This is a genomic window from Martelella mangrovi (genome assembly GCF_040545495.1).
Lineage (GTDB): Bacteria > Pseudomonadota > Alphaproteobacteria > Rhizobiales > Rhizobiaceae > Martelella > Martelella mangrovi.
The window spans coordinates 101,672-123,053 of the sequence record NZ_JBEPLY010000015.1; the positions used below are offsets into that span (position 1 = coordinate 101,672).

A 21,382-nucleotide genomic window follows, 5' to 3' on the forward strand; every position below is an offset into this window, starting at 1 on the left:
CCTCATTCGATTGCCATGATATCGCCGTTATTTCAACTCCGTCATGCCGTTGGTCTGCATTGCGGCAGGCAAGGGGTGTGTTTCAGGGATTGCCACGAACCGCTCTAGTATTCCTTCTCGTAGAAAATCCCGCCGCTGGTCTCGCCACGCGAACCCGCCGATCCCTTGACGATGAAGTTGCGGCCGATATCGATATTGACGCTGGCCTTGGTGCCGCTGTCGCGGCTCTGCTCGATTTCAACATAGGTGTTGCTGTTCAGGTATTTGCCGACGCTGACGGCGGTGTTGCCGTCGGAATCCGTCGATACATCGAGATTGTCGATGCCGAGCACATCCCGGATCGAGCCGAACAGCGACTGATCGGTTCCGCCGGTCAGCTGGATCACGGCATCGGCAAGCTGGGCAATCTGCAGTGCCGACAGCCCTGAAGACGACTGGTTGAACAGAAGCTGCGCCAGGATCTCGTCATTCGGCAGTGCGGGAACGGAGCTGAGGCTGACCTGCGGATCGGTTGCCACTCCCTGCAGTGTGATGGTGATGGCCGTCGAACCGGCCGTCGTCCGTGTCTGCAGGTCGATCAGCGGTACCAGTGCGCCGCCGAAGGTGATCCGTCCACGGTCAAAATCGAAACGGCGGTTGAGGATGGAAAGACGACCGCGGATCAGATCGAAACCGCCGGTAATGATCGGGTTTGCGGTCGTGCCGGAAACGCTGATCGAACCGCCCAGCTCGGCATCGACGCCGCGGCCCCTGACGAAAATCGCGTTGGGGGCGGAGATGGTGATGTCGAGATTGAAGGATGAGCGCGCATCGGTCGTCTGCTGCGGCGAAAGTTCCTGCGCCTGCCGTCTCACAGCCTCGGAGGCGTATTCATGCACGATGTCGATTTCCGAGATCGATGCCGGCAGTCGGTCGGGAATGACGATGGCGGTCCTGCCGAGATTGAGCCGGCCGGAAACCGTCGGCTGTCCGAGCAGCGGTCCTTCAAGCGTAACAGTGCCGTTGACCGTGGTCGTCAGCAGCCGTCCGTCATTGATCACGGCATCGTTGGCATCCAGCCGCAGCGAAGCCTGAAGGTCGCCGGCAAGCGAAATACTGCCGCTGGTGGTCATCGTGCCGCCGGCAGCAAGCCGTCCGGTAATGTTTTCCACGACCATGCGATCGCCGGAAAGCGATATCCGGCCGCGTATGTCATTGACCCGCAGATTGCGCCTGAGGTCGGTCACGGAGGTGATGTTGACGTCCATGCCGCCGGAATAGGACGGCGCTTTTACGCTTCCGCCGATGCTCATGTTCACGTCGGCATTGCCGGAGACCGCAAATCCGGCATTGGCTGCCGCAACGGAAGCAAGCGCAAGCGGCAGGCGACCGGTGACGGAGATATCGAGCGGCATGTTCGCGCCCAGACCGACGGAACCGTTGGCCCTTGCCGTCAGCCCCTGCGCATTGGTCACCGTCGTGTCGGTGGTAACCCGGTTGTTTTCGTAGCGGCCGCTGGTCGACAGGCTGAAGGGCTGGCCGCCGATTGCACTGGCTTGCGTCAGATTGGCATTGTTCCAGCTCAGGTCGTAACTGGCCGCCGGGTTCGACAGGGCGCCGCTTGCCGTGATCGTGCCGGAAACCGTGCCCTGCAGGCCGAGGTTTGGCACGAATGCGTTGGCAATCGACGCGCCGACATTGGCGATGTTGACGGTCATGTCCATGCTTTCGCCAACGCTGCCGCGCGCGCTGACCGTGCCGCCGCCAATGCCGATCCTGAGGTTTTTGATATCGGCCGTGCCGTCTGCGATCGTGATCCGCCCCGGTTCGGCAAGCTTGAGCGCAAGCGACATCGGCGACCCCTCAAGCCGGAGGATTTCGATATCCATGGTTTCTGCACGCGTGACGCGGATTTCGGTGCTGACGGGCTGTCCGTCATAATCGGCGGAAAGGTCGAAAGTGGTCTGAGCCCCCTCATTGCTGGCTGAAAGGACGATATTGGAGACCCGCTGTCCGCTGGTAGAAACCGAACCGACCGTGATCTTGCCGTTGGCTTTCAGTTCCGAAAGATCGGCGACGGTCATGTCGGCATCGATGTTTTCAGCCGTGATCGTGGAAAAGGAAAGCCTGTTCCCCGCAGCGTCGAGCGAAAGACCGAGCGCGTTGCCGGCATTGTCGAGCGCGATCCGGCCCGAAATGCCGCCCGATGCGTCCTGTCCGGCAAGACCGGCCAGAAGTTTCAGGTCGGGAAAGTCGAAATTGATGCCGCCGGCGGGCAGAAAGCTTTCATTGAGCGTCAGATCGCCGGAAAGCGTATTGCCCCCGACTGCGCCTTCAAGCCCGGAAATATTGATCCTGCCATCCGTGGAGGTGACATCGGCGGCAAGTGTCAGCGGGGCATCGGCATAGGTGCCCTTCGCCGAAATGGAGCCGCTGGGGGCTGCCGGATCGGCCTTGCCCTTCAGCGAAAGCGAGAAATCCTTCAGCGTCTCGCCGGAAATCACCAGATTGTCGGCCGTTGCGGTGGCCTCGATATCAGGTGCGGACAGGGCGCCGGTCGCGGAAGCCGAAATTTCCGCTGCGCCGCCGACCTGCGGAGCAAATGTGCCGAGTTCGGTCAGTGCCGCCTTCAGCGAGGCATCGATTGCGCCGTCTGCCAGCGAAACGTCGCCCGTGGCGTCAACGAGGCTGTTCTTGATGTGAAGATCGGAAAGCGTATAGCTGGCATCGGCAAGATCGGCTGAAAAACCGGTCTCGATTTCCGTCATGCCTTCGATCATTCCGGCGGCCGGTGCGGGCAGGGCATCGGCCAGAACGAAAAGCCGGGCATTGCCGGAGGCATTCTGTGCGTCCATGTCGTAGGCCACGGATGCGGTGCCGCCGATGCTGCCGCTTTCAAGTTCGGCGGATGCGATTTCAATGCGTGAGCCGGAAAGGGAAACCGGCGCCGAGAGCGATATCGGCGCCTTGACGAGCTGGTTCAGGTTCTCGTTTTCGAAGGACAGGGTTTCAACCGTCAGCGCGGTATCGAGCGTGCCGCTGCGGTTTGCAAGGTTGAGCCCCGTGCCGCTGGCGACGAGGGCAAGCCCGCCAACGCTGATATCCGGCATCGAAAGCCTGTCAAGCGTGACGGATGTCTGAAGATCGGCATTCTCTGCGGCCCCAGTCAGCGCGATGGACGCATTCGAGATGGCAAGGTCCAGCATGTTCTCGCCCAGCGGCCAGGAAAACGGCACGGGGCCGTCAGTGCCGTTCAGAGTGGCCTTCAGGTCGTTATTGCCCGCCGGGTCATAGGCGCCGGATGCTGCAAGGGTGAAACTGCCGGTGGTGATATTGCCCTTCGAAATGGCGATACGGCCGGACGGCGACAACGACACCGCGATGTCGAGGTTCGTGGTGCCTTCGACAAGGCTGGCAAAGGCCTCGGGCGTCAACGGCGCAAACTGTCCGGTGCCGGAAACGGTGATCAGCCGCTCATTTGCGCTGTCGAGCTGGTGGTGAATATCGATTTCGCCAAGCGGCGCTCCGGAGAGTTCGGCCGTGACCTTGCCCTGCCAGTCCGACAGCGGCCCGTCGCCGCCGAGGGCGATGTTGAGCGCGGGCGCGCCGGGCAGTTGCATCAACGTGGCGATAACCCCGCCCTGCGGCTCGTTGACTTCGGCATCCAGATCGAGGCGGTTGTCGGCCGGGGCATATTCGACATCGGCCTTGACATAGGTGCTGGGGCGGGCGCGATGCCTGGCATCGAGCGATGCGGAAATCGTATCGGTTGCCGCGGTGAGTTTTCCGGCGGCCGAAAGTGGATAGTCTTCGCCAAGCACCGGTGCGGCAATATCGATCTGCGGAAAGTCGAAGCTGGCGATCTTGATGCCGATCGGCAGCGAGAAACCGCCGCCTGCATCACTGCTTTTCTCCGCCTTGTCTTCACCGGCAGCGGGGAGGCGGTCCAGCGCGACATTCTGGGCGGAAAGGGTTTCGGCGACAAAATTGCCGCGGAGAAGGGCAAGCGGAGACCAGTCCAGCACGACATCGTCGACCGAGACATAAGGGCCGTCGATATCCGAAACCGTGACCGATTCAACCGTGAAATGACCGGTGAGCGGCGCACTGACCCGGCCCACATGAACCGCGAAATCAGGCGAGGCAATCCGCTGGGTGACCTGCTGTACGGCGAAATTGGCGCCAAAGCCGGTGAAGCCGACGAAAATGATGACGGCGAGCGCGATGAGTACGACGCCGGCGACAAGTCCCGCGATCACCTTGATCAATATGCGAAGCAGTGCGGCCATTTTCTTCCTGTGCTTTACGGTGTCCCCGATACAGGCTCCCTACCTGATCGGGCCAGTTATATGCCATGGAACGTGTGAATACAGCGTCAATCCGGGCGTGGCGGACGTCATTTTCGGGGATGTCCCCGGTCCGCCGGTCAGAAACTCTGTCCGATCCCGGCATATATACCGAATTTGTCGCCGTCCGGATAGCGATCAAGCGGCAGGGCGACATCGAGCCGGATCGGACCGAAGCCGGTCAGATAACGCACCCCGATGCCGGCACCGGCACGAATATTGCTGAAATCCGGGAAATTATCGGCCGAAACATCGGCAGCGTCGATGAAGGGCACGATCTGGATGTTTTCGGTGACGCCGATGCGGGCTTCAAGCGAAGCCTCGACATAGGACCGGCCGCCGGTTTCCTCGCCATCGGCATTGCGCGGCGAGATGGATTTATAGGCGTAACCGCGCACGCTTCCGCCGCCGCCTGAATAAAAGCGCTGGTTGGCGGGAATGTCTTTCAGGCTTCCGCCGCCGACGATTGTTCCGGCGCCCACCCTTGCGGCAAGCGTGAACCGGTCATCTTCACCCGCCGAAAAATAGGTCGAACCGACGGCATCGAAGGATGAATAGACCGTGCTGTTGAGAAAGTCATAGGCCGGTTCGGCCGTTGTGACGAGATAGATGCCCTCGGTCGGATTGAGCGCATCGTCGCGGGTGTCGCGGTCAAAGCCGACGGGCAGCGAGAAAGTCAGGTAATCATCGGTGCCGAACGCATCTTCGATATGGGAATATTCCGTCGTCGCGCCGAGCGTGATCGTATTGAATTCATTCTGCTCGTAGCTGTAGGAGACAGTGCCGGCTAGGGTCTTGGCGGTGTAGGGATCCGGGTTTTCGGTTCCCGCCACGAGGCTTGCCGTGAACATGCCCGAGGGATGGAACAGGCCGGGCTTGGTAAAGGTGATGCCGCCGGCATAGTCGAGCGAGCCGAGGTCACCGGTGGCGCCGATGCGTGAAACGCCCGCTTCAAGGCGAAGACCTTCCGCCTTGCCGAACAGGTTTCTGTGGCCCCAATAGCCTTCCAGCCCGAGGCCGTCGATCGACGATACGGTCCCGCCAAAGCCGAAATAACGGAACTTGCCGTCCTTCACCGCAATGGTCGCGGGAAGCTGGCCGTTTTCATCCAGCGTATCGGCCGTGTTGATCACCACGGAATTGAAGGTCTTCAGCGTGCGCAGGCGGTTGGCGGCATCGGAAAGCGTTTCCGGTGAATACGGCTCGCCGGCCTTCAGCCGGGAATAGGTTCGGATGAAATCGGGATCCACGGCATCCGAGCCGGTGATCGCGATCGGGCCGAGATTGGCTTTCGGGCCGGCCTCGGCATCGATGACCACATCGATGGTATTGTTCCTATGGTTGGCAATCACCTCGCGCCGGGTAATCGTCGCGAACGGGTGACCGTCATCTTTCAGGTCGGAGACGATCTGCCGGGCAGCGGTCAGAACCGTTGTCGAATAGGCGGGGCTACCGGCAACGAGACCGAGTTTTGTGGCATTGAAGCCCGGCGGCGCATCCACGATATCGATCTTTGCGAAGGTGAATTGCGGTCCGGCCTCGATATTGACCGTCACAGGCACCGGATTTACCCGGTCGAAATTCGGCAGGCCGACGATATCCTCGATCGACTGACCTTCGATACTGATATTCACAAGGCCGCCGTAACGGGCCTTTTCGTAAAGCGAACCGACGAGAATCTGCAGGTCGTCGCGGGCCTTGACCAGAAGACCGAGATCGCCGTCGACCGGTTTCTTCTCATCAGAGACGAGCTGGGAGCGGTTGCGCAGGAATTTTTCCAGCTCACTATCGCCGCCAGTAACGCTGAAAGACACATTATAGCGAACCGGGTCTTCGACATTGTCGATCTCTTCTTCGCGTTCGCCCCACAAATGGACGCCGAACAGGGAGAAGGCCTGCGCCTCGCCGACACCGACGGACAGCGCTGCGAACAGGGCCGCAGATAACAGAATCCCGGCCTTGAGAGACGCAAGCGTGCTGTATTGTCGCCGGTTGAAACGGGTTACCATAATGTACTCAAACCAAGTCGCTGATCCGTAAATTGAATAGACGCGACAGTATATTAGCACGGAAGCGATCTATGCATTCCGTGAAAATCCAAAACCCGGCAACAGCGTTAACCGAACCTTTCGGATACGCTGGATTGTCGGGTTTTTGTTGTAGCCATTGCCGTGTTGTTCCTGTCGAACGCCATGGGCACAGCAAACAGACAGCCGCCGCCGGAGACCGACGGCGGCATCATGGTTTTAGCGTCGCGGGCAATCGTCGACATATTCGCGGCCGTAGCGGTCGCGGTAATAGCATTTGCCAGGCTGGTTTTCGACGGCCCGGCCGACCAGTGCGCCGGCGCCTGCGCCGATTGCGCCACCGAGAAGCGCACCGCCGAGGCCGCCGTCGTCAATGGCCGTGCCGATCAGTGCGCCGCTGCCTGCGCCGATTGCAGCGCCTTCCTGTGTGGGTGTGCAGGCCGTGGCCGCAAGCGAAGAAATACCGATCAGAAGTCCTGCGAATAGTTTTTTCATAATTCCCTCATCACCGATTTGGTCGCGGTACGACCGGACGCTCCCCGGGGTCCCGTGCCTGCCGCCGCTTTTCTTGCCACGGCCGATTTTCGGCCGCTTCTACAAATACATATCCGAATAGAGCTGACGCGGGAAGTGAAAAAGCATCCAAAGCATCCAAAGCATCAACCGGTCAATTCGACTATGGCAGACAACGATATGCTGTCAGTCAATTATTTCTCGTCCTGCGGGCGTGTTTCAAGGGGCTGTTTTCGGGGTAGGTGGATAATCTCTGTGAATTGATACCGATCAAGTTTTACCATGGGCGGTTGCGTGTAGAAGCAGTTTGGAATAATTCAAACATGGGCCTTTTGCCGCATGTGCCCGTTTTTTGAGGCTTTGCGGCTTGACGTTGTGCAAACTTCGTCAAATCCTGAAGGAAAACAAAACGGCCTTGCGGTGGAGCACTTGAGTGATGGATTTCGAAGCATTTTTCAAAAGTGAACTTGCGGGACTGCATGATGAGGGCCGTTACCGTGTCTTCGCAGAGCTGAAGCGGCATCGCGGTGAATTCCCCCGTGCCTCGCGGTTCAGGGACGGCACGGCATCCCCCGTCACGGTCTGGTGTTCCAACGACTATCTCGGCATGGGGCAGTGTCCCACCGTGATCGCCGCCATGCAGGAGGCGATCGAGGCTTGCGGGGCAGGGGCCGGCGGCACCCGCAATATTTCCGGCACCAATTATTATCACGTTCAGCTTGAGGAAGAACTGGCCGATCTGCATGCCAAGGAAGCGGCCCTGATCTTCACTTCCGGCTATGTGTCCAACTGGGCAACGCTTGGCACGCTCGGCCAGAAAATCCCGGGCCTGATCATTTTTTCCGATGCGCTGAACCATGCTTCGATGATCGAGGGAATTCGCCACGGCAAGAGCGCGCGGGTGATCTTCAAGCACAATGATCTCAACGATCTTGAAGCTAAGCTGAAGGCAGCCGATCCTGATGCACCGAAGCTGATCGCCTTCGAATCGGTCTATTCGATGGACGGCGATATCGCGCCGATCAGGGAAATCTGTGATCTCGCCGACAAATACGGCGCGATGACCTATCTTGACGAGGTCCATGCCGTCGGCATGTACGGTCCGCGCGGCGGTGGCGTTGCCGAACGCGACGGGCTGATGGACCGTCTGACCATCATCGAGGGCACGCTCGGCAAGGCCTTCGGCGTCATGGGCGGCTATATCGCCGGCTCCAAGGCCGTTGTCGATTTCGTTCGTTCCTTTGCCTCCGGCTTTATCTTCACCACCGCGCTGCCGCCGTCGCTGGCTGCCGGTGCCGTTGCCTCTATCCGCCATCTGAAGGTCAGCCAGATCGAGCGCGAGCGTCACCGCGAGCGGGTCGCCACACTGCGCCGCAAGCTCGATGCGCAGGGCATTCCGCATATGGACAATTCGAGCCATATCGTGCCGGTCATGGTCGGGGATGCATCGAAGTGCAAATGGATTTCGGACATTCTGCTCGATGACTTCGGCATCTACGTCCAGCCGATCAATTATCCGACTGTGCCGCGCAAGACCGAGCGGCTGCGTTTCACGCCGACCCCGCTCCACAGCGATGAGGATATGGATCATCTGGTCGAAGCGCTGCATTCGCTCTGGTCGCAGTGTGCGCTGGCCCGTGCTGTTGCGTAACGGCCGTTACCGGGAATTCACTTGACTTAAACCTTGGCTTTTCGGATCAAGCAGGCAATGCTGGTTATGGTCCGGAGAGCTGTTCATGGAACTTTTGCAGCGCGTTGATGCGGCGATTGACCGTGCGATCGAAGAAGCGCGTATCGTCGGAACCGTGGTCATGGTCTGGCGCGATGGCGAGCCGGTCTATGAACGCGCCGCCGGCTTTGCAGACCGCGAAGCGGGCCGGGCGGTTGCGCTGGATACGGTCTTCCGTTTTGCTTCCGTGACCAAGCCGTTCGTGGCGGCGACGGCACTTGCGATGATCGATCACGGCCGGCTGTCGCTTGCCGGCAGGGTCTCCGATTATCTGGACTGGTTTCATCCGCCGGGGCCGGACGGGCGGATGGCCGATATCACCATTCGCCAGCTGCTGACCCATACCGCCGGGCTGACCTACAAGCTCGACACAGGCGATCTGCCCGAGCATGAAGCGGTCACTGCCGGCCTTGAGAATACCGAGATGACACTTGAGGAGAATTTCTCGAAGCTGAACACCATGCCGCTTGCCTACAAGCCGGGAACGGCCTGGGAATATTCGATTGCGATCGATATTCTGGGGGCCGTTGTGGCACAGGTTCACGGCGGCACGGTGGAAGAGGCGATCCGGGCCTATATCCTTGATCTGCTGGGCATCAGGGATACCGGCTTTGTCGTTGACGATCCCGCGCGGCTTGCCGTGCCTTACGTCAACGACACGCCCGAACCGCGCCCGATGGGAGAGCCCGAGCGTGTTCCCGGCCCCTATGACAATGTCTATTGCTTCTCGCCCGCGCGCATTTTCAACCGTCATGCCTTTCAAAGCGGCGGCGGCGGCATGGCGGGAACCGCCGGCGATGTGATCCGGCTTCTCGAAATGATCCGCAAGGGCGGCGATGGCGTTTTGAAGCCCGAGACAGTCGCAGCGGCCATTGCCAACCAGATCGGCCGGCTCAATGTCCGTCCGGGCGTCAAGTTCGGCTTTTTGGGCGCCGTCACGGAAGATGCCGCTCTCGACAATTCACCGCTGCCCGATGGCACGGTGTCGTGGGGCGGGGTTTACGGCAATCGCTGGTGCTATGATTCGGCAAGCGGCACGGTCGCCGTTGCCATGACCAATACCGCGCCGGAAGGATGTGACGGCGCTTATCCGTTCGAAATCTGGCAGGCGATTTTCGACAGGTAATCCGGACGAACCTCCCGCGCGTAGATCAGGTTCTACAGGGAGAGATGGATGTCGAAGATGGAAATGACCAGCCTGGCAGAGGGCTATCATGCGCTCGTCATCGGCGCATCGGGCGGCATTGGTCGGGCCTTTTGTGAAGCGATTGCGGATGACCGGTGCTGCGGCGGCCTCGACAGGCTTTCGCGGCGCGATGACGGCTTTGAGATCACCGACGAAACGGCCGTTGCCGCGGCAGCCGCAGAACTTGCCGATACGCGATTTGACCTCATCCTGTGCGCCACCGGTGCACTCCACATTGATGGTGTTGGACCTGAAAAGACCATCCGGGCAGTGGATGCCGGCGCGATGTCGAACCAGTTTACCGTCAATGCCATCGGCCCGGCGCTGGTCATGAAGCACTTCCTGCCGCTGATCGCGCGTGACCGTCGAACGATTTTTGCCTGCCTTTCGGCGCGTGTCGGTTCAATCGGCGACAATCACATCGGCGGCTGGATGTCCTATCGGGCCTCGAAGGCCGCGCTCAATCAGATTGTCCGCACCGCATCGATCGAAGCCCGGCGCAAACTGCCGCGGCTCTCGCTTGCGGCACTTCACCCCGGCACGGTGGCCACGTCGCTTTCCGAACCCTTTGCGGCCGGCAATCGGCGGGTTGAAGCCGGAGACGCGGCGGATAACATGCTTTCGGCGCTGAACGGGATTGCAGAAGGCGAAACCGGTCTTTTCCTGGCCTATGACGGCAGCCGGATAGAGTGGTAGATTTCAGCCGGTCACAAGCGCTGCGGCCTGACGCCGGGCCTCCCGGTCGGCGGCAAAAATATCATCAATGCCGTTAGCGGCGGGCAGATGGCTGAGGTCGTCCATGACCTTTTCGGTGATGTCGGCCATTTCCAGAAAACCGCAGCGCCCGGCGATAAACGCCTCCAGCGCCACTTCCTTGGCGCCGTTCAGCACTGCGCCCTGAAGCCGGCCCCGATCCATGGCGACCCGCGCCAGCCTGAGGGCCGGAAAACGCGTCTCGTCGGGGGCTTCGAAGTCGAGCCGGGACAGTTTTGCGAAATCGAGCCGTTCCACCGAAAGTGCGGGGCGGCCGGGATAGGCCAGCGCATAGCCGATGGCGGTGCGCATGTCGGGTGTGCCAAGCTGGGCCAGCACCGAACCGTCGGCATAGCCGACCATGGAATGAATGATCGATTGCGGATGGACGATCACCTCCACCTGATCGGGGCGCAACGTGAACAGATGCATGGCCTCGATCATTTCCAGCGCCTTGTTGAACATCGAGGCGCTGTCGATCGAGATTTTCAGGCCCATCGACCAGTTGGGATGGGCGCGGGCGGTGGCGGCATCCACATGGCGCATTTCTTCCAGGCTTTTCGTCCTGAACGGCCCGCCGGAGGCGGTGATGATCACGCGCTCCAGCGCGCGACGCTGATTTTCCTCGAACACCTGAAAGACGGCCGAATGTTCACTGTCGACCGGGATCATCTTGCCGCCGCCGGCAGCGATCGCATCCATGAAAAGCGGTCCCGCCGACACCAGACATTCCTTGTTGGCAAGTGCGATATCCGCGCCGGCCCGTGCCGCTTCAAGGGTGGGTTTCAGGCCCGCCGTGCCGACGATTGCGGCCATCACCATGTCGTTGTTCATCTGCGCGGCTTCGGACAGCCCGCTTTCCCCGGCAGCAGGCATGACAGGCGAGCCGGACAGCGCCTCTTTGAGCGCGGCATAGCGCGTTTCGTCGGCGGTGACGGCCATCTTCGCGCCGTGGTCGATGGCCTTGCGCGCAAGTGCGTCGACATTGGCATTGCCGGTGAGGGCTGTAATCTCGAAGGCGTCGCGCCCCCCGAGCTGTTCGATCACATCAAGTGTATTGACCCCGATTGACCCTGTGGCGCCGAAGATGGCGATGCGTCGCGTATTCATGATGCCGATGCCGTTATCCGTCCGTTTTCTGTCACAGGCTCTAGCGGACTTTTTCGCCCGGCGACAGGGGAAACGCAAAGAATTAACCGAGCCTCGATCGGGCGAACCCGTCCGCAAGGCACTGGAAAAGGTGGACCTGAGCGACTATCAAGTGGTACGGAACGGGCGCGCGGCGTCTCTTCATGTGCCGACAACAAGAAGGAGCGCGAAATGGCTGATAACATAAAGCGCATCGGGGTCGTGGGAGCCGGTGCCATGGGCTGCGGAGTGGCCCATGTCTGTGCGATTGCCGGCTATGACGTGCACCTGATCGATCAGGAACGCGAGCAGATCGAGGGTGCGCTTGCCACCATCAACGGCAATCTGGCGCGCCAGGTCAATTCGGGAAAGCTTTCCGATGAAGACCGCAAGAAAGCGCTGTCGCTGATCAGCGGATCGACGGATCTGCAGGACCTTGCCTCGGTCGACATGGCAATCGAGTCGATTACCGAAAACGAGGCCGCCAAGCGCGAGCTTTACGCAAAAATCTGCCCGATCCTGAAACCGGAAGCCTTGCTGGCGACCAATACATCGGCGTTTTCCATTACCCGCCTTGCTGCCGCCACCGACCGGCCGGAACGGTTTATGGGCGTGCATTTCATGAACCCGGTGCCGGTGATGGAGCTGGTGGAACTGGTGCGCGGGATCGCGACCGAGGAAGTGACGTTCGAAACCGCCAAGGAATTCGTCCGCTCGCTCGGCAAGACCCCCACCGTGTCGGAAGATTTTCCCGCCTTCATCGTCAACCGCATTCTGCTGCCGATGATCAACGAGGCGATCTATGTGCTTTACGAGGGCGTCGGTTCCGTCGATGCCATCGATGTCGCCATGAAGCTCGGCGCCCGCCACCCGATGGGGCCGCTGGAGCTTGCCGATTTCATCGGCCTCGACACCTGCCTTGCGGGCATGCAGATGCTGCATGAGGGGCTGGCCGACAACAAATACCGTCCATGCCCGCTGCTGGTGAAATATGTCGATGCCGGCTGGCTGGGGCGCAAATCCGGTCGTGGCTTTTATGATTATCGCGGCGAGGAGCCGGTGCCGACGCGCTGAACGGTCCCGTCATTCATCTCGGGAAGGCTTGCGCAGCAATCCTTTTCGCCGGAAAGCTCCTCGAGAATGGGGCAATCCGGCCGATGGTCGCCATGGCAGTTTTCGGCCAGATGCTGGAGCGTTGCCTTGAGGCCGGCAAGTTTTTCGAGCTTGGCGTCGATTTCGGTGATCTTTGAAAGCGCCAGCGCCTTCACCTCCGCGCTTTCGCGGGCATCGTCGTCATAAAGCGACAGCAGCATCCGGCATTCCTCGACGGAAAAGCCGAGATCGCGCGAACGGTGGATGAAATTCAGCCGGTGGACATGATTGTCGGAATAGTCCCGGTATCCGTTGGACGCGCGGTCGGCCACCACGAGGCCGATTTCCTCGTAATAGCGGATCGTCTTGGGCGGCAGGCCCGATTGCTGGGCGGCTTGGCCGATATTCATCAACGCTCTCCTGGCGCATGATCTGGAGCGTCGATCTGTTTCAGTCGGATCGGCGCTCCAATGTGTGATTGCATTAATCTGATGCCGGTTTCAGGATTCTTCAAGCCTTGTCGTGTTGCACTGCATCGGTGCGCCATGGCAAAAACAGCCTCCCACAACAAGCGGAGAATACACCATGGACGTCACCGGAGGCTGCTTTTGCGGCAATGTGCGCTTTGAGGCGAGCGTCGACCCAGAAGCCGTCGTTGTCTGCCACTGCAACCAGTGCCAGCGGCTGTCGGGATCGCCCTATCGTATTTCCGTTCTGGTATCGGGCGAGGATGTGGAGATATTGAGCGGCGTGTTGCGCGAATACTGGAAAATGGCCGAAAACGGCAACAAGCGGGCCCAGGCCTTTTGCGAGACCTGCGGCGGGCCTGTGCTTTCCCATGGCGAGGGGGAGGCCGCCGGCGACTGGGCGCTGCGCTGGGGATTGATCGACCAACGCGGCGATCTGCCGCCCAAACGACAGATCTGGTGCGAAGAGGCTGCGTCGTTCGTCAACGATCTTGCCGCAATTCCCGGAGAGGCGCGAGAATAGGCTCAGCTCTTTTCCAGCGCCGTGCGCACCATGGCGGACAGGTCCTCGTCGCCGTGACCGGCTTCAAGGCAGTGCGTGTAACTCTTCACGGCGGCGTCGATAGCGGGCGTCTCGATGCCGAAACTGTCGGCGACGCGTGCAAACAGCGTCGCATCCTTGAGCGCGCCCCTGACGGGAAAACCGACCGATTTGTCTTCACCGAGAATGCGCGGAATACGGCCTCTGAGCGCCGGTGATGCGCCGGGGCTGGTCAGCAGGATTTCCAACATGGTTTCGACCGGAAGTCCGGCTTCGCGCCCGGTCAGGAGCGCTTCCTTGAGCACTTCCCAATAGCCGCACAGCATCATGTTGTTGACGACCTTGGCGGCCGCCCCCATGCCCAGAGACCCCGCATGGTGAACCCTGTCCGACAGCGCCATGGCGACGGGGTGAAAACGGGCGAAATCGGCGTTGGCGCCGCCGATATAAAGGCCCGCCTTGCCATCCGCGATCAGTTCCGGGCCGCCGGAGACCGGGGCGTCGATGGCACTGCCGCCCTTGGCCTTGATCGGCTCGGAAAAGCGGCGGAGCGTCTTCGGGCTGACGGTGGACATCTCGGCGACCAGCTTGCCGGGCAGGGATGTGGTCATCATTGCGGTGAGCACGTCTTCCACCGCATCATCGTCAATCAGCGATGTGATGATGATATCGGCCTTGCCGGCAAGGGCTGCCGGGTTGTGGGCCTTCTGGGCGCCGGTCTCGCTCAGCAGTTCATCGGGAACGCCGCTGCGCGACCACAACACCAGTTCAAAACCGGCAGAGGCCAGTCGGCGCGCCATGGCCGACCCCATGCGTCCGGCACCACAGATGCCGACTGTTTCCTTCTCGCTCATGACGTCTCCCTAGGCAGCCTTGGCTTGATGATATTCCTTGATGGCGATCATCTTGATCTCCGGTGCGCGCTCGCTCTCGTAGTTGAGCGAAAACCCGTCCTGCGCCAAAAATACCGGATCGCCGTCGAGGTCGCGGGCAATATCGCCGCGGTGCGATGAGATGAAATTTTCGAGCTCTGCCGGTTTTTCCGCCGAAATCCAGCGGCAGATCGAAAAACGTGCCATCTCGAAGGAGACCGGCAGGCCGTATTCCGCCTTCAGCCGCTCCTTCAGCACATCGAGCTGCAGCGCGCCGACGACGCCGACGATGGCCGGTGAGCCGTCTTCCGGGGTGAACAGCTGCACCACGCCTTCCTCGGCCATCTGCTGCAGAGCTTCCTTCAGCTTCTTGGCCTTCATGGCGTCTTCCAAACGTACGCGGCGCAGGATTTCCGGCGCGAAGTTCGGAACGCCCTGAAATACCAGCGCTTCGCCGTCGGTCAGCGTATCGCCGATGCGCAGCGCGCCGTGGTTCGGAATGCCGACGACGTCGCCGGCGTAAGCCGTATCGGCCAACTGGCGCTGCGAGGCGAAGAAGAATTGCGGCGCCGTCAGCCCCATCTGCTTGCCGGTGCGGGCAAGGCGGGCCTTCATGCCGCGCTTCAGCTCACCCGAGCAGACCCGCGCGAAAGCGATGCGGTCGCGGTGGTTCGGGTCCATATTCGCCTGGATCTTGAAAACGAAGGCGCTCATCTTCGGGTCGGTGGCTTCCACGGTGCGGGTATCGGCGACCTGCGCGCGCGGCGGCGGGCCGTACTCGGACAAGGCATGGATCAGGTCGCGCACGCCGTTGTTGCGAAGCGCGGAGCCGAAATAGACCGGCGTCATATGGCCTTCGAGAAAGGCTTCCTTCGAGAACACCGGATAGCCGTCAATGGCCAGTTCCGCCATCTCGGCCCAGTCCTGCCGTTCGTGTTCCGGAAGCTTTTCGGAAACCACTTCCGGGCCGTTCACCTTTGTCAGCTCGCGCTCGCTGTCGCCATAGCGCACGGCGCTTTCACGCAGGTGGTAGGTGCCGGCAAAACTCTTGCCCTGACCGATGGGCCACGTCATCGGAACCGGATCAAGCGCCAGCTTTTCCGCCACCTCGTCGATGATCTCGAACGTGTCACGGGCCTCGCGGTCCATCTTGTTGACGAAGGTGATGATCGGGATGTCGCGCATCCGGCAGACTTCAAAGAGCTTCAGCGTGCGCGGCTCGATACCCTTGGCCGCGTCGATGACCATGATGGCCGCATCCACCGCCGTCAGCGTGCGGTAGGTGTCGTCGGCAAAATCTTCATGGCCGGGCGTGTCGAGCAGGTTGAAGACGGTGTCTTCATATTCGAAAGTCATCACCGAAGTGACCACCGAAATACCGCGTTCGCGCTCGATCTTCATCCAGTCGGACCGTGTCTGGATACGGTCCTTCTTGGCCTTCACCTCACCGGCCAGCTGAATGGCACCACCGAAAAGCAGCAGCTTTTCCGTCAGCGTGGTTTTACCGGCATCCGGGTGGGAAATAATGGCGAAGGTGCGACGGCGGGCAACGGCCTCGGCAATGGTCTCGGGCATTGATTGTTAAATCCTGTTGATTGACGCCTATCTAGCGATTTGGGCGGCAAGATGCAATTGACCCGTTGCCGCTCGGTGGCAATGGTGCTGGCGAGATTGATGTTGGCCTTGCAGGGCTCATGACCAATGTTGGTTTTGTGTTGCAGCCCTTCCACTCACTCCGGCGTCATCCTCGGGCTTGACCCGAGGATCCACACACGCGCACCCACGCCGGAAGGCCGCTGGATGTCGGGTCAAGCCCGAGCATGACGGAGTAGGGGAGATGGGGCTGGCAAAAGGCCGGAACCGCAACAGATACGGAAAACAAAATGACACTGAAACTGAAGCGCCTTGAACATGCCGACGGCATCGAACCGCCCGCCTATGAAACCACCGGTTCGGCCGGCATGGATATCCGCGCCGCTGTTGCCGCCGGTGAGCCGCTCACGCTTGCACCCGGCGAGCGTGCGCTGGTGCCGACCGGTTTCATCTTCGAAATCCCGGAAGGGTATGAAGCGCAGATCCGCCCGCGCTCGGGCCTTGCCTTCAAACACGGCATCACCTGCCTCAACACGCCCGGCACTATCGACAGCGACTATCGCGGCGAGGTGAAGGTGCTTCTCGTCAATCTCGGCGATAAGGACTTTTCCATCGAGCGCGACATGCGCATCGCCCAGGTCATCATCGCTCCGGTCACGCAGATGCCGGTGACGGTTGTCGACGACCTGACGGACACGGCGCGTGGCGCAGGCGGCTTCGGCTCGACGGGCGTGTGATACGGTGCCAAGCGGTCGTGACCTGATATTCCGGCAAGGCTATTTCGGTGAGCCGGACGCCTTTGAGGCGCTGGCGGTGCTGTTGCAGGACATATTCAGCATCGATATCAGGCCGATGCAGTGGCTTGGCGGGGTCGACCCGACCTGCATGCCGTTCGGATACTTCGATGCGCAAGGCCGGTGCGTCGCCAATTTCTCGGTATTTTCCATGCCGCTTGCCGTGAATGGCCGGACGATGAGAGTTGCCGCCTATCAGTCCGGGGCCGTAAGTCCGGCCTATCGCGGTCGCGGCCTTTACCGCGACCTGATGCAACGTGCCTTCACCCATGCGCGCCAGACCGGCCATGAAGCCGATATTCTGTTGACGGACAAGCCGGCGCTTTATGTGCCCTACGGTTTGCGATCGGTGCGTATGTTCGGGTTTCGAGGCGCAATGCCACAGTCATCGGCGGATGGCCCTGCCTGTCAGGCATTGTCTCTCGACAGGCCAGCGGACCTGCATCGTGTTTCAGCCATGCTCGATATACGTCAGCCCGTTTCCGGGCGCTTTGCCGTGACAGGAATGAAAGCGCTTTTTCTGCTGAATGCCTGGTGGCAGCGCGATGAAATAACGCTGAGCTATCTTTCCCGGCAGAAGGCGATTGTCGCCTGGAGACAGGAAGCGGAGAAGCTAATCGTTTTCGATGTCGTTTCGGCAGAAATTCCGCCGCTGGGCGAAATCTGCGCGGCTCTTGGCGCAGCCTGTTCCTGTGTGGAAACGCGGTTCAGCCCGGACCGGCTTCAATGGGCGGAGGCCGAAGCTGTTGCCGACCCGCATGTCTATCTGATGGCGTCGGCCTCACTGGCCGAGCAGTTAGAACAGTCGCCTGTCGGTTTTACCCCGCTTGCGGAGTTTTGATACGGCAGGGGCCTAGCGCCGCGCCTCGAAAACCATCCGTACGGCAAGGCCGGTGAGGACCGTTCCCATCAGATAGCGCTGGATGCGCGACCAGAGTGGCCGGTTTGCCAGAAACACGGCAATGGCGCCGGCGCCAAGCACGATGAGCGTGTTGACGGCCAGGCTGACGGCGATCTGTGCAAAGCCCAGAACCAGCGTCTGCGACAGGATGTGCCCGCGTTCTGGGTCGATGAATTGCGGCAGAAGCGACAGATACAGAACGGCCGCTTTCGGGTTCAGCAGGTTGGTTGCCAGCCCCATGACGAAGAGCTTGCGGATGCTGTCCGATGGCAGTTTGCGCACGGCGAAAGCCGACTGGCCGCCGGGCCTGACCGCGTTCCAGGCGAGGTAAAGCAAATAGCAGGCGCCCAGAAGCCGGATCGTGTCATAGGCAAAGGGAACCGCCAGCAGCAGAACCGTCAGACCGAATGCCGCCGACAGCATGTAGATGACAAAGCCCAGCCCGACACCGGCAAGCGAGACCAGTCCGGCCGTGGCGCCCTGACAGATCGAGCGCGAGATCAGGTAGATCATGTTGGGGCCCGGCGTCATCACCATGGCAAGGGCGATAAGCATAAAGGCCAGAAGATGATGCGGTTCGGGCATGGCTGTTTCCTTGTTGCGCTTCAGGTTTTAGCCGGTTGCGGGGCGATGGCAAGCCCGGTGGCGCGGGATACAGTGCCTTCATTTCCAATTCCGTTTTACCAGTCGATGCGCTAGTCTTTTGCGGGCAGGGCAGGTGGCTTGCGGCCGCGCATTTTCCGGAGGCTTGCTCATGGATATGACGGAAGCATTTCAGCGGATCGGTCTGGCGCTGGCGATCGGTCTTCTGGCCGGTATCGAACGCGGCTGGCAGGAACGGGATATGGCCGACGGCGAGCGCGTGGCCGGTATCCGCACATTCGCGCTTGTCGGGCTTCTGGGCGGGGTCGCCGGGTATATCGGGACAAATATGGGAACAGCCCTGCCGGCAGCGCTTGCTGTGGCGCTGGTGATTACCTTTGTCGTTTTCGAATACCGCGCCGCCGCACCCCGGGGCGATTTCAGCGTCACCGGCATTGTCGCAGCGCTTGTCGTCTTTGCGCTTGGCGTTGTCTCGGCAACCGGCGATATGCGGCTTGCGGCCGCGGGCGGGGTGGTAACCACCGTGCTTCTGGCCGCCCGCCACAGCCTGCATGGATTTTTGCGGACCATGACGTGGGTGGAGCTGCGCTCGGCACTGGTGCTTTTGACCATGAGCTTCGTGGCGCTGCCGCTTTTGCCGAACCGGGCGATTGATCCGTGGGGCGGGTTCAATCCGTTTGCCGTCTGGCTGATGACGATCATGATCGCGGCGCTTTCCTATGCCGGCTATGTGGCCATGCGGGTGGCGGGGCCGGAGCGCGGCATCCTGTTTGCCGGCGCCACCGGCGGCATCGTGTCATCGACGGCAACGACGCTCTCCTTTGCCCGCATTTCCGTGGCCCAGCCGCCGCTTTCGCGCCAGCTTGCAGGCGCGGCATCGATTGCCGGCGGGCTTTCGCTGGTGCGCTGTTTCGTGATCGCCGTAGCGGTGGCGCCGGTTCTGCTGAAGCCGCTTGCCTTCGCGCTGGCACCGGGGCTTGCCGCCTTCGTTGTCGCCAGTTTCATTCTGAATGGCAGACGGAAGGCAGCGGACACCAGGGCCGACCTGCACCTCTCCAACCCGTTCGAATTTTGGTCGGTGCTGCGCTTCGGGGCCTTGCTGGGGGTGGTCAGTTTCAGCGCCAAACTGCTGGTACAGCTTCTCGGGCCTTCCAGCATCGTCATCATCGCGCTGGTCTCCGGCATTCCCGATCTCGATGCGATCACGCTTTCGACCGCGCACCTGGCAGGCGATTCCGTGCCTGTTGAAACGGCGGCCGTCGCGGTTCTTCTGGCGGCGGTCTCCAATCTGGTGACCAAGGTCGTGCTGGCCTATGGCAGCGGCTCGCGTGCCTATGGCAGGCTGCTGGCGCTTGTGACGCTTGCCGTGATTGTCATCGGCGGCGTGTGCTTCTGGGCTTTTCTGGCGTTTTCGACGTGACAAACGGCAATTCTGCCGTGCTGTGACGGGCTGTTGAAATCCTGTTCCATCAAACGGCCCGTAATTGGAATGACGTTCTGTAAGATGCGGCCGGGTTACAGTTTCGTACCTCGAATTTCCTCACGCCGGACCCTACCTAGAAGATAACTCATTCAGGGAGCTATCAATATGGAACAGAACGGCAAGCCCGGACGCGGGAAAGTATATTCCTCCATCCTTGAAACCATCGGCGATACGCCGATTGTCCGCCTCGACAAGCTGGCGAAGGAAAAGGGCGTGAAGGCCAATCTTCTGGCCAAGCTCGAATTCTTCAACCCGATCGCATCGGTCAAGGATCGTATCGGTTTTGCGATGATCGAAGCGCTGGAAAATGCCGGCAAGATCACGCCCGGCAAGTCCGTTCTGGTTGAGCCGACCTCCGGCAATACCGGTATCGCGCTGGCGTTTGCCGCAGCCGCCAAGGGTTACCGCCTGATCCTCACCATGCCGGAATCGATGTCCATCGAGCGCCGCAAGATGGTGGCGTTGCTGGGGGCCGAACTGGTGCTGACAGAGCCGCCCAAGGGCATGAAGGGTGCGGTCGCCAAGGCCGAGGAACTGGCTGCCGAAATCGAAAACGCGGTTATTCCGCAGCAGTTCGAAAACCCGGCAAACCCGGAAATTCATCGCAACACCACGGCGGAAGAAATCTGGAACGACACCAAGGGTGACGTCGATTTCTTCGTCTCCGGCATCGGCACGGGCGGCACGATCACCGGTGTCGGCCAGGTGCTGAAACAGAAGAAGCCGGAGGTGAAGGTGATCGCGGTTGAGCCCGCCGCTTCTCCGATTCTGTCCGGCGGTTCGCCCGCTCCGCACAAGATTCAGGGCATCGGCGCCGGTTTCGTGCCGGGCGTTCTCGATACCTCGGTCTATGACGAAGTGGTTCAGGTGGAAAATGACGATGCCTTTGCGCTGGCGCGCGAAGTGGCGCGTCTGGAAGGCGTGCCGGTGGGCATTTCCTCCGGTGCTGCATTGAAGGCTGCCATCGAAGTCGGCTCGCGCCCGGAAAACGAAGGCAAGAACATCGTCATCATCATCCCGTCCTTCGCCGAACGTTATCTGTCGACGGCGCTGTTTGAAGGGTTGGGGCAGTAAGTTTTCAGCCCTACGGATTTATCCTTACGAGCGCGGGGCAATGTTCCCGCGCTCTGTTTATTTATAGACCGTCCCACATACTCTGCGTCATGCCCGGGCTTGACCCGGGCATCCAGTCTGGTTGCGGCAGGAAAAGATTGGGCTTTATGGCTCCGGTCATCAGACCGGTGACAGGTCTCGTATGTGGAGAGGCACATGGATCCTCCGGTCAAGCAACCGTGGTTTTATGTTTTGAAAGCAGGGTCTGTTTTTGCGATGGCGTTGAGGATTGTTATGAGCTTTCTGATGGCAGCGACCATTG

General features: G+C 60.7%; 17 protein-coding genes. 9 read left to right on the forward strand and 8 right to left on the reverse strand.

Features of this window, described 5'->3' with window-relative positions; translation table 11 throughout:
* Window positions 1-104: 104 nt before the first annotated feature.
* The 3 genes from ABID12_RS18120 to ABID12_RS18130 form a co-directional block, all read right to left on the reverse strand.
* Entirely contained in the window at window positions 105-4,268 is a 4,164-nt protein-coding gene (locus ABID12_RS18120; protein ID WP_354435520.1) for a translocation/assembly module TamB domain-containing protein, read from the reverse strand.
* Between the two features lie 137 nt (window positions 4,269-4,405).
* Window positions 4,406-6,334: an autotransporter assembly complex protein TamA gene (locus tag ABID12_RS18125; RefSeq protein WP_354435521.1), complete on the reverse strand. Its 1,929-nt coding sequence runs from the start codon at window positions 6,332-6,334 to the stop codon at window positions 4,406-4,408.
* Between the two features lie 237 nt (window positions 6,335-6,571).
* Window positions 6,572-6,847, reverse strand: coding sequence for a YMGG-like glycine zipper-containing protein (locus ABID12_RS18130; RefSeq protein ID WP_319517555.1), 276 nt, complete (start codon window positions 6,845-6,847; stop codon window positions 6,572-6,574).
* A 454-nt stretch (window positions 6,848-7,301) separates the two neighbouring features.
* Between ABID12_RS18130 and hemA the strand changes: the two genes are divergently transcribed.
* The 3 genes from hemA (at window position 7,302) to ABID12_RS18145 (ending at window position 10,476) form a co-directional block, all read left to right on the forward strand.
* A complete protein-coding gene (gene hemA, locus ABID12_RS18135; protein ID WP_354435522.1) occupies window positions 7,302-8,516 on the forward strand; it encodes a 5-aminolevulinate synthase in 1,215 nt (404 codons plus the stop codon).
* 85 nt (window positions 8,517-8,601) lie between these two features.
* Window positions 8,602-9,720, forward strand: coding sequence for a serine hydrolase domain-containing protein (locus ABID12_RS18140; protein WP_354435523.1), 1,119 nt, complete (start codon window positions 8,602-8,604; stop codon window positions 9,718-9,720).
* A 48-nt stretch (window positions 9,721-9,768) separates the two neighbouring features.
* Window positions 9,769-10,476, forward strand: a complete 708-nt coding sequence (locus ABID12_RS18145; protein ID WP_354435524.1) for an SDR family NAD(P)-dependent oxidoreductase — start codon at window positions 9,769-9,771, stop codon at window positions 10,474-10,476.
* Between the two features lie 3 nt (window positions 10,477-10,479).
* Here the strand turns inward: ABID12_RS18145 and dxr are convergent, their stop codons facing one another.
* The gene (gene dxr / locus ABID12_RS18150) at window positions 10,480-11,643 is read right to left on the reverse strand and encodes a 1-deoxy-D-xylulose-5-phosphate reductoisomerase (RefSeq protein ID WP_354435525.1); all 1,164 of its coding nucleotides are present in this window, start codon (window positions 11,641-11,643) and stop codon (window positions 10,480-10,482) included.
* 210 nt (window positions 11,644-11,853) lie between these two features.
* On the opposite strand from dxr, the gene ABID12_RS18155 reads away from it, so the two are divergent.
* Window positions 11,854-12,735: a 3-hydroxybutyryl-CoA dehydrogenase gene (locus tag ABID12_RS18155; protein WP_106311882.1), complete on the forward strand. Its 882-nt coding sequence runs from the start codon at window positions 11,854-11,856 to the stop codon at window positions 12,733-12,735.
* Here the strand turns inward: ABID12_RS18155 and cueR are convergent.
* Complete coding sequence (cueR, locus tag ABID12_RS18160; protein ID WP_354435526.1) at window positions 12,702-13,163, reverse strand: Cu(I)-responsive transcriptional regulator; 462 nt, start codon at window positions 13,161-13,163, stop codon at window positions 12,702-12,704. The two genes, ABID12_RS18155 and cueR, sit on opposite strands and share 34 nt — an antisense overlap.
* Before the next feature lie 175 nt (window positions 13,164-13,338).
* Here cueR and ABID12_RS18165 point away from each other — a divergent pair, with 175 nt between their 5' ends.
* Entirely contained in the window at window positions 13,339-13,743 is a 405-nt protein-coding gene (locus ABID12_RS18165; RefSeq protein ID WP_354435527.1) for a GFA family protein, read from the forward strand.
* 2 nt (window positions 13,744-13,745) lie between these two features.
* Here the strand turns inward: ABID12_RS18165 and ABID12_RS18170 are convergent, their stop codons facing one another.
* On the reverse strand, window positions 13,746-14,615 hold the full coding sequence (locus tag ABID12_RS18170; protein ID WP_354435528.1) for an NAD(P)-dependent oxidoreductase: 870 nt from the start codon (window positions 14,613-14,615) through the stop codon (window positions 13,746-13,748).
* 9 nt (window positions 14,616-14,624) lie between these two features.
* On the reverse strand, window positions 14,625-16,208 hold the full coding sequence (locus tag ABID12_RS18175) for a peptide chain release factor 3 (protein ID WP_354435529.1): 1,584 nt from the start codon (window positions 16,206-16,208) through the stop codon (window positions 14,625-14,627).
* Between the two features lie 308 nt (window positions 16,209-16,516).
* Here ABID12_RS18175 and dut point away from each other — a divergent pair, with 308 nt between their 5' ends.
* Entirely contained in the window at window positions 16,517-16,963 is a 447-nt protein-coding gene (gene dut / locus ABID12_RS18180; protein WP_354435530.1) for a dUTP diphosphatase, read from the forward strand.
* 4 nt (window positions 16,964-16,967) lie between these two features.
* Window positions 16,968-17,861, forward strand: a complete 894-nt coding sequence (locus ABID12_RS18185; protein WP_354435531.1) for a GNAT family N-acetyltransferase — start codon at window positions 16,968-16,970, stop codon at window positions 17,859-17,861.
* A gap of 12 nt (window positions 17,862-17,873) precedes the next feature.
* Here the strand turns inward: ABID12_RS18185 and ABID12_RS18190 are convergent, their stop codons facing one another.
* Window positions 17,874-18,506, reverse strand: a complete 633-nt coding sequence (locus tag ABID12_RS18190) for a LysE family translocator (protein ID WP_106311867.1) — start codon at window positions 18,504-18,506, stop codon at window positions 17,874-17,876.
* Window positions 18,507-18,675: 169 nt separating this feature from the next.
* Between ABID12_RS18190 and ABID12_RS18195 the strand changes: the two genes are divergently transcribed.
* Window positions 18,676-19,944, forward strand: coding sequence for an MgtC/SapB family protein (locus tag ABID12_RS18195; protein ID WP_354435532.1), 1,269 nt, complete (start codon window positions 18,676-18,678; stop codon window positions 19,942-19,944).
* Window positions 19,945-20,112: 168 nt separating this feature from the next.
* Window positions 20,113-21,081 carry a cysteine synthase A gene (gene cysK / locus ABID12_RS18200; protein WP_354435533.1) on the forward strand — a complete coding sequence of 323 codons (969 nt, stop codon included), beginning with the start codon at window positions 20,113-20,115 and terminating at the stop codon, window positions 21,079-21,081.
* Window positions 21,082-21,382: the final 301 nt, after the last annotated feature.

Coding starts and splice junctions, on each gene's coding strand:
- ABID12_RS18195 (WP_354435532.1), top strand. CDS start 18,676: ATGGATATGACGGAAGCATTTCAGCGGATCGGTCTGGCGCTGGCGATC.
- hemA (WP_354435522.1), top strand. CDS start 7,302: ATGGATTTCGAAGCATTTTTCAAAAGTGAACTTGCGGGACTGCATGAT.
- dut (WP_354435530.1), top strand. CDS start 16,517: ATGACACTGAAACTGAAGCGCCTTGAACATGCCGACGGCATCGAACCG.
- ABID12_RS18145 (WP_354435524.1), top strand. CDS start 9,769: ATGTCGAAGATGGAAATGACCAGCCTGGCAGAGGGCTATCATGCGCTC.
- ABID12_RS18155 (WP_106311882.1), top strand. CDS start 11,854: ATGGCTGATAACATAAAGCGCATCGGGGTCGTGGGAGCCGGTGCCATG.
- ABID12_RS18130 (WP_319517555.1), bottom strand. CDS start 6,847: ATGAAAAAACTATTCGCAGGACTTCTGATCGGTATTTCTTCGCTTGCG.
- ABID12_RS18175 (WP_354435529.1), bottom strand. CDS start 16,208: ATGCCCGAGACCATTGCCGAGGCCGTTGCCCGCCGTCGCACCTTCGCC.
- cysK (WP_354435533.1), top strand. CDS start 20,113: ATGGAACAGAACGGCAAGCCCGGACGCGGGAAAGTATATTCCTCCATC.
- cueR (WP_354435526.1), bottom strand. CDS start 13,163: ATGAATATCGGCCAAGCCGCCCAGCAATCGGGCCTGCCGCCCAAGACG.
- ABID12_RS18190 (WP_106311867.1), bottom strand. CDS start 18,506: ATGCCCGAACCGCATCATCTTCTGGCCTTTATGCTTATCGCCCTTGCC.
- ABID12_RS18170 (WP_354435528.1), bottom strand. CDS start 14,615: ATGAGCGAGAAGGAAACAGTCGGCATCTGTGGTGCCGGACGCATGGGG.
- ABID12_RS18120 (WP_354435520.1), bottom strand. CDS start 4,268: ATGGCCGCACTGCTTCGCATATTGATCAAGGTGATCGCGGGACTTGTC.
- ABID12_RS18165 (WP_354435527.1), top strand. CDS start 13,339: ATGGACGTCACCGGAGGCTGCTTTTGCGGCAATGTGCGCTTTGAGGCG.
- ABID12_RS18140 (WP_354435523.1), top strand. CDS start 8,602: ATGGAACTTTTGCAGCGCGTTGATGCGGCGATTGACCGTGCGATCGAA.
- ABID12_RS18125 (WP_354435521.1), bottom strand. CDS start 6,334: ATGGTAACCCGTTTCAACCGGCGACAATACAGCACGCTTGCGTCTCTC.
- dxr (WP_354435525.1), bottom strand. CDS start 11,643: ATGAATACGCGACGCATCGCCATCTTCGGCGCCACAGGGTCAATCGGG.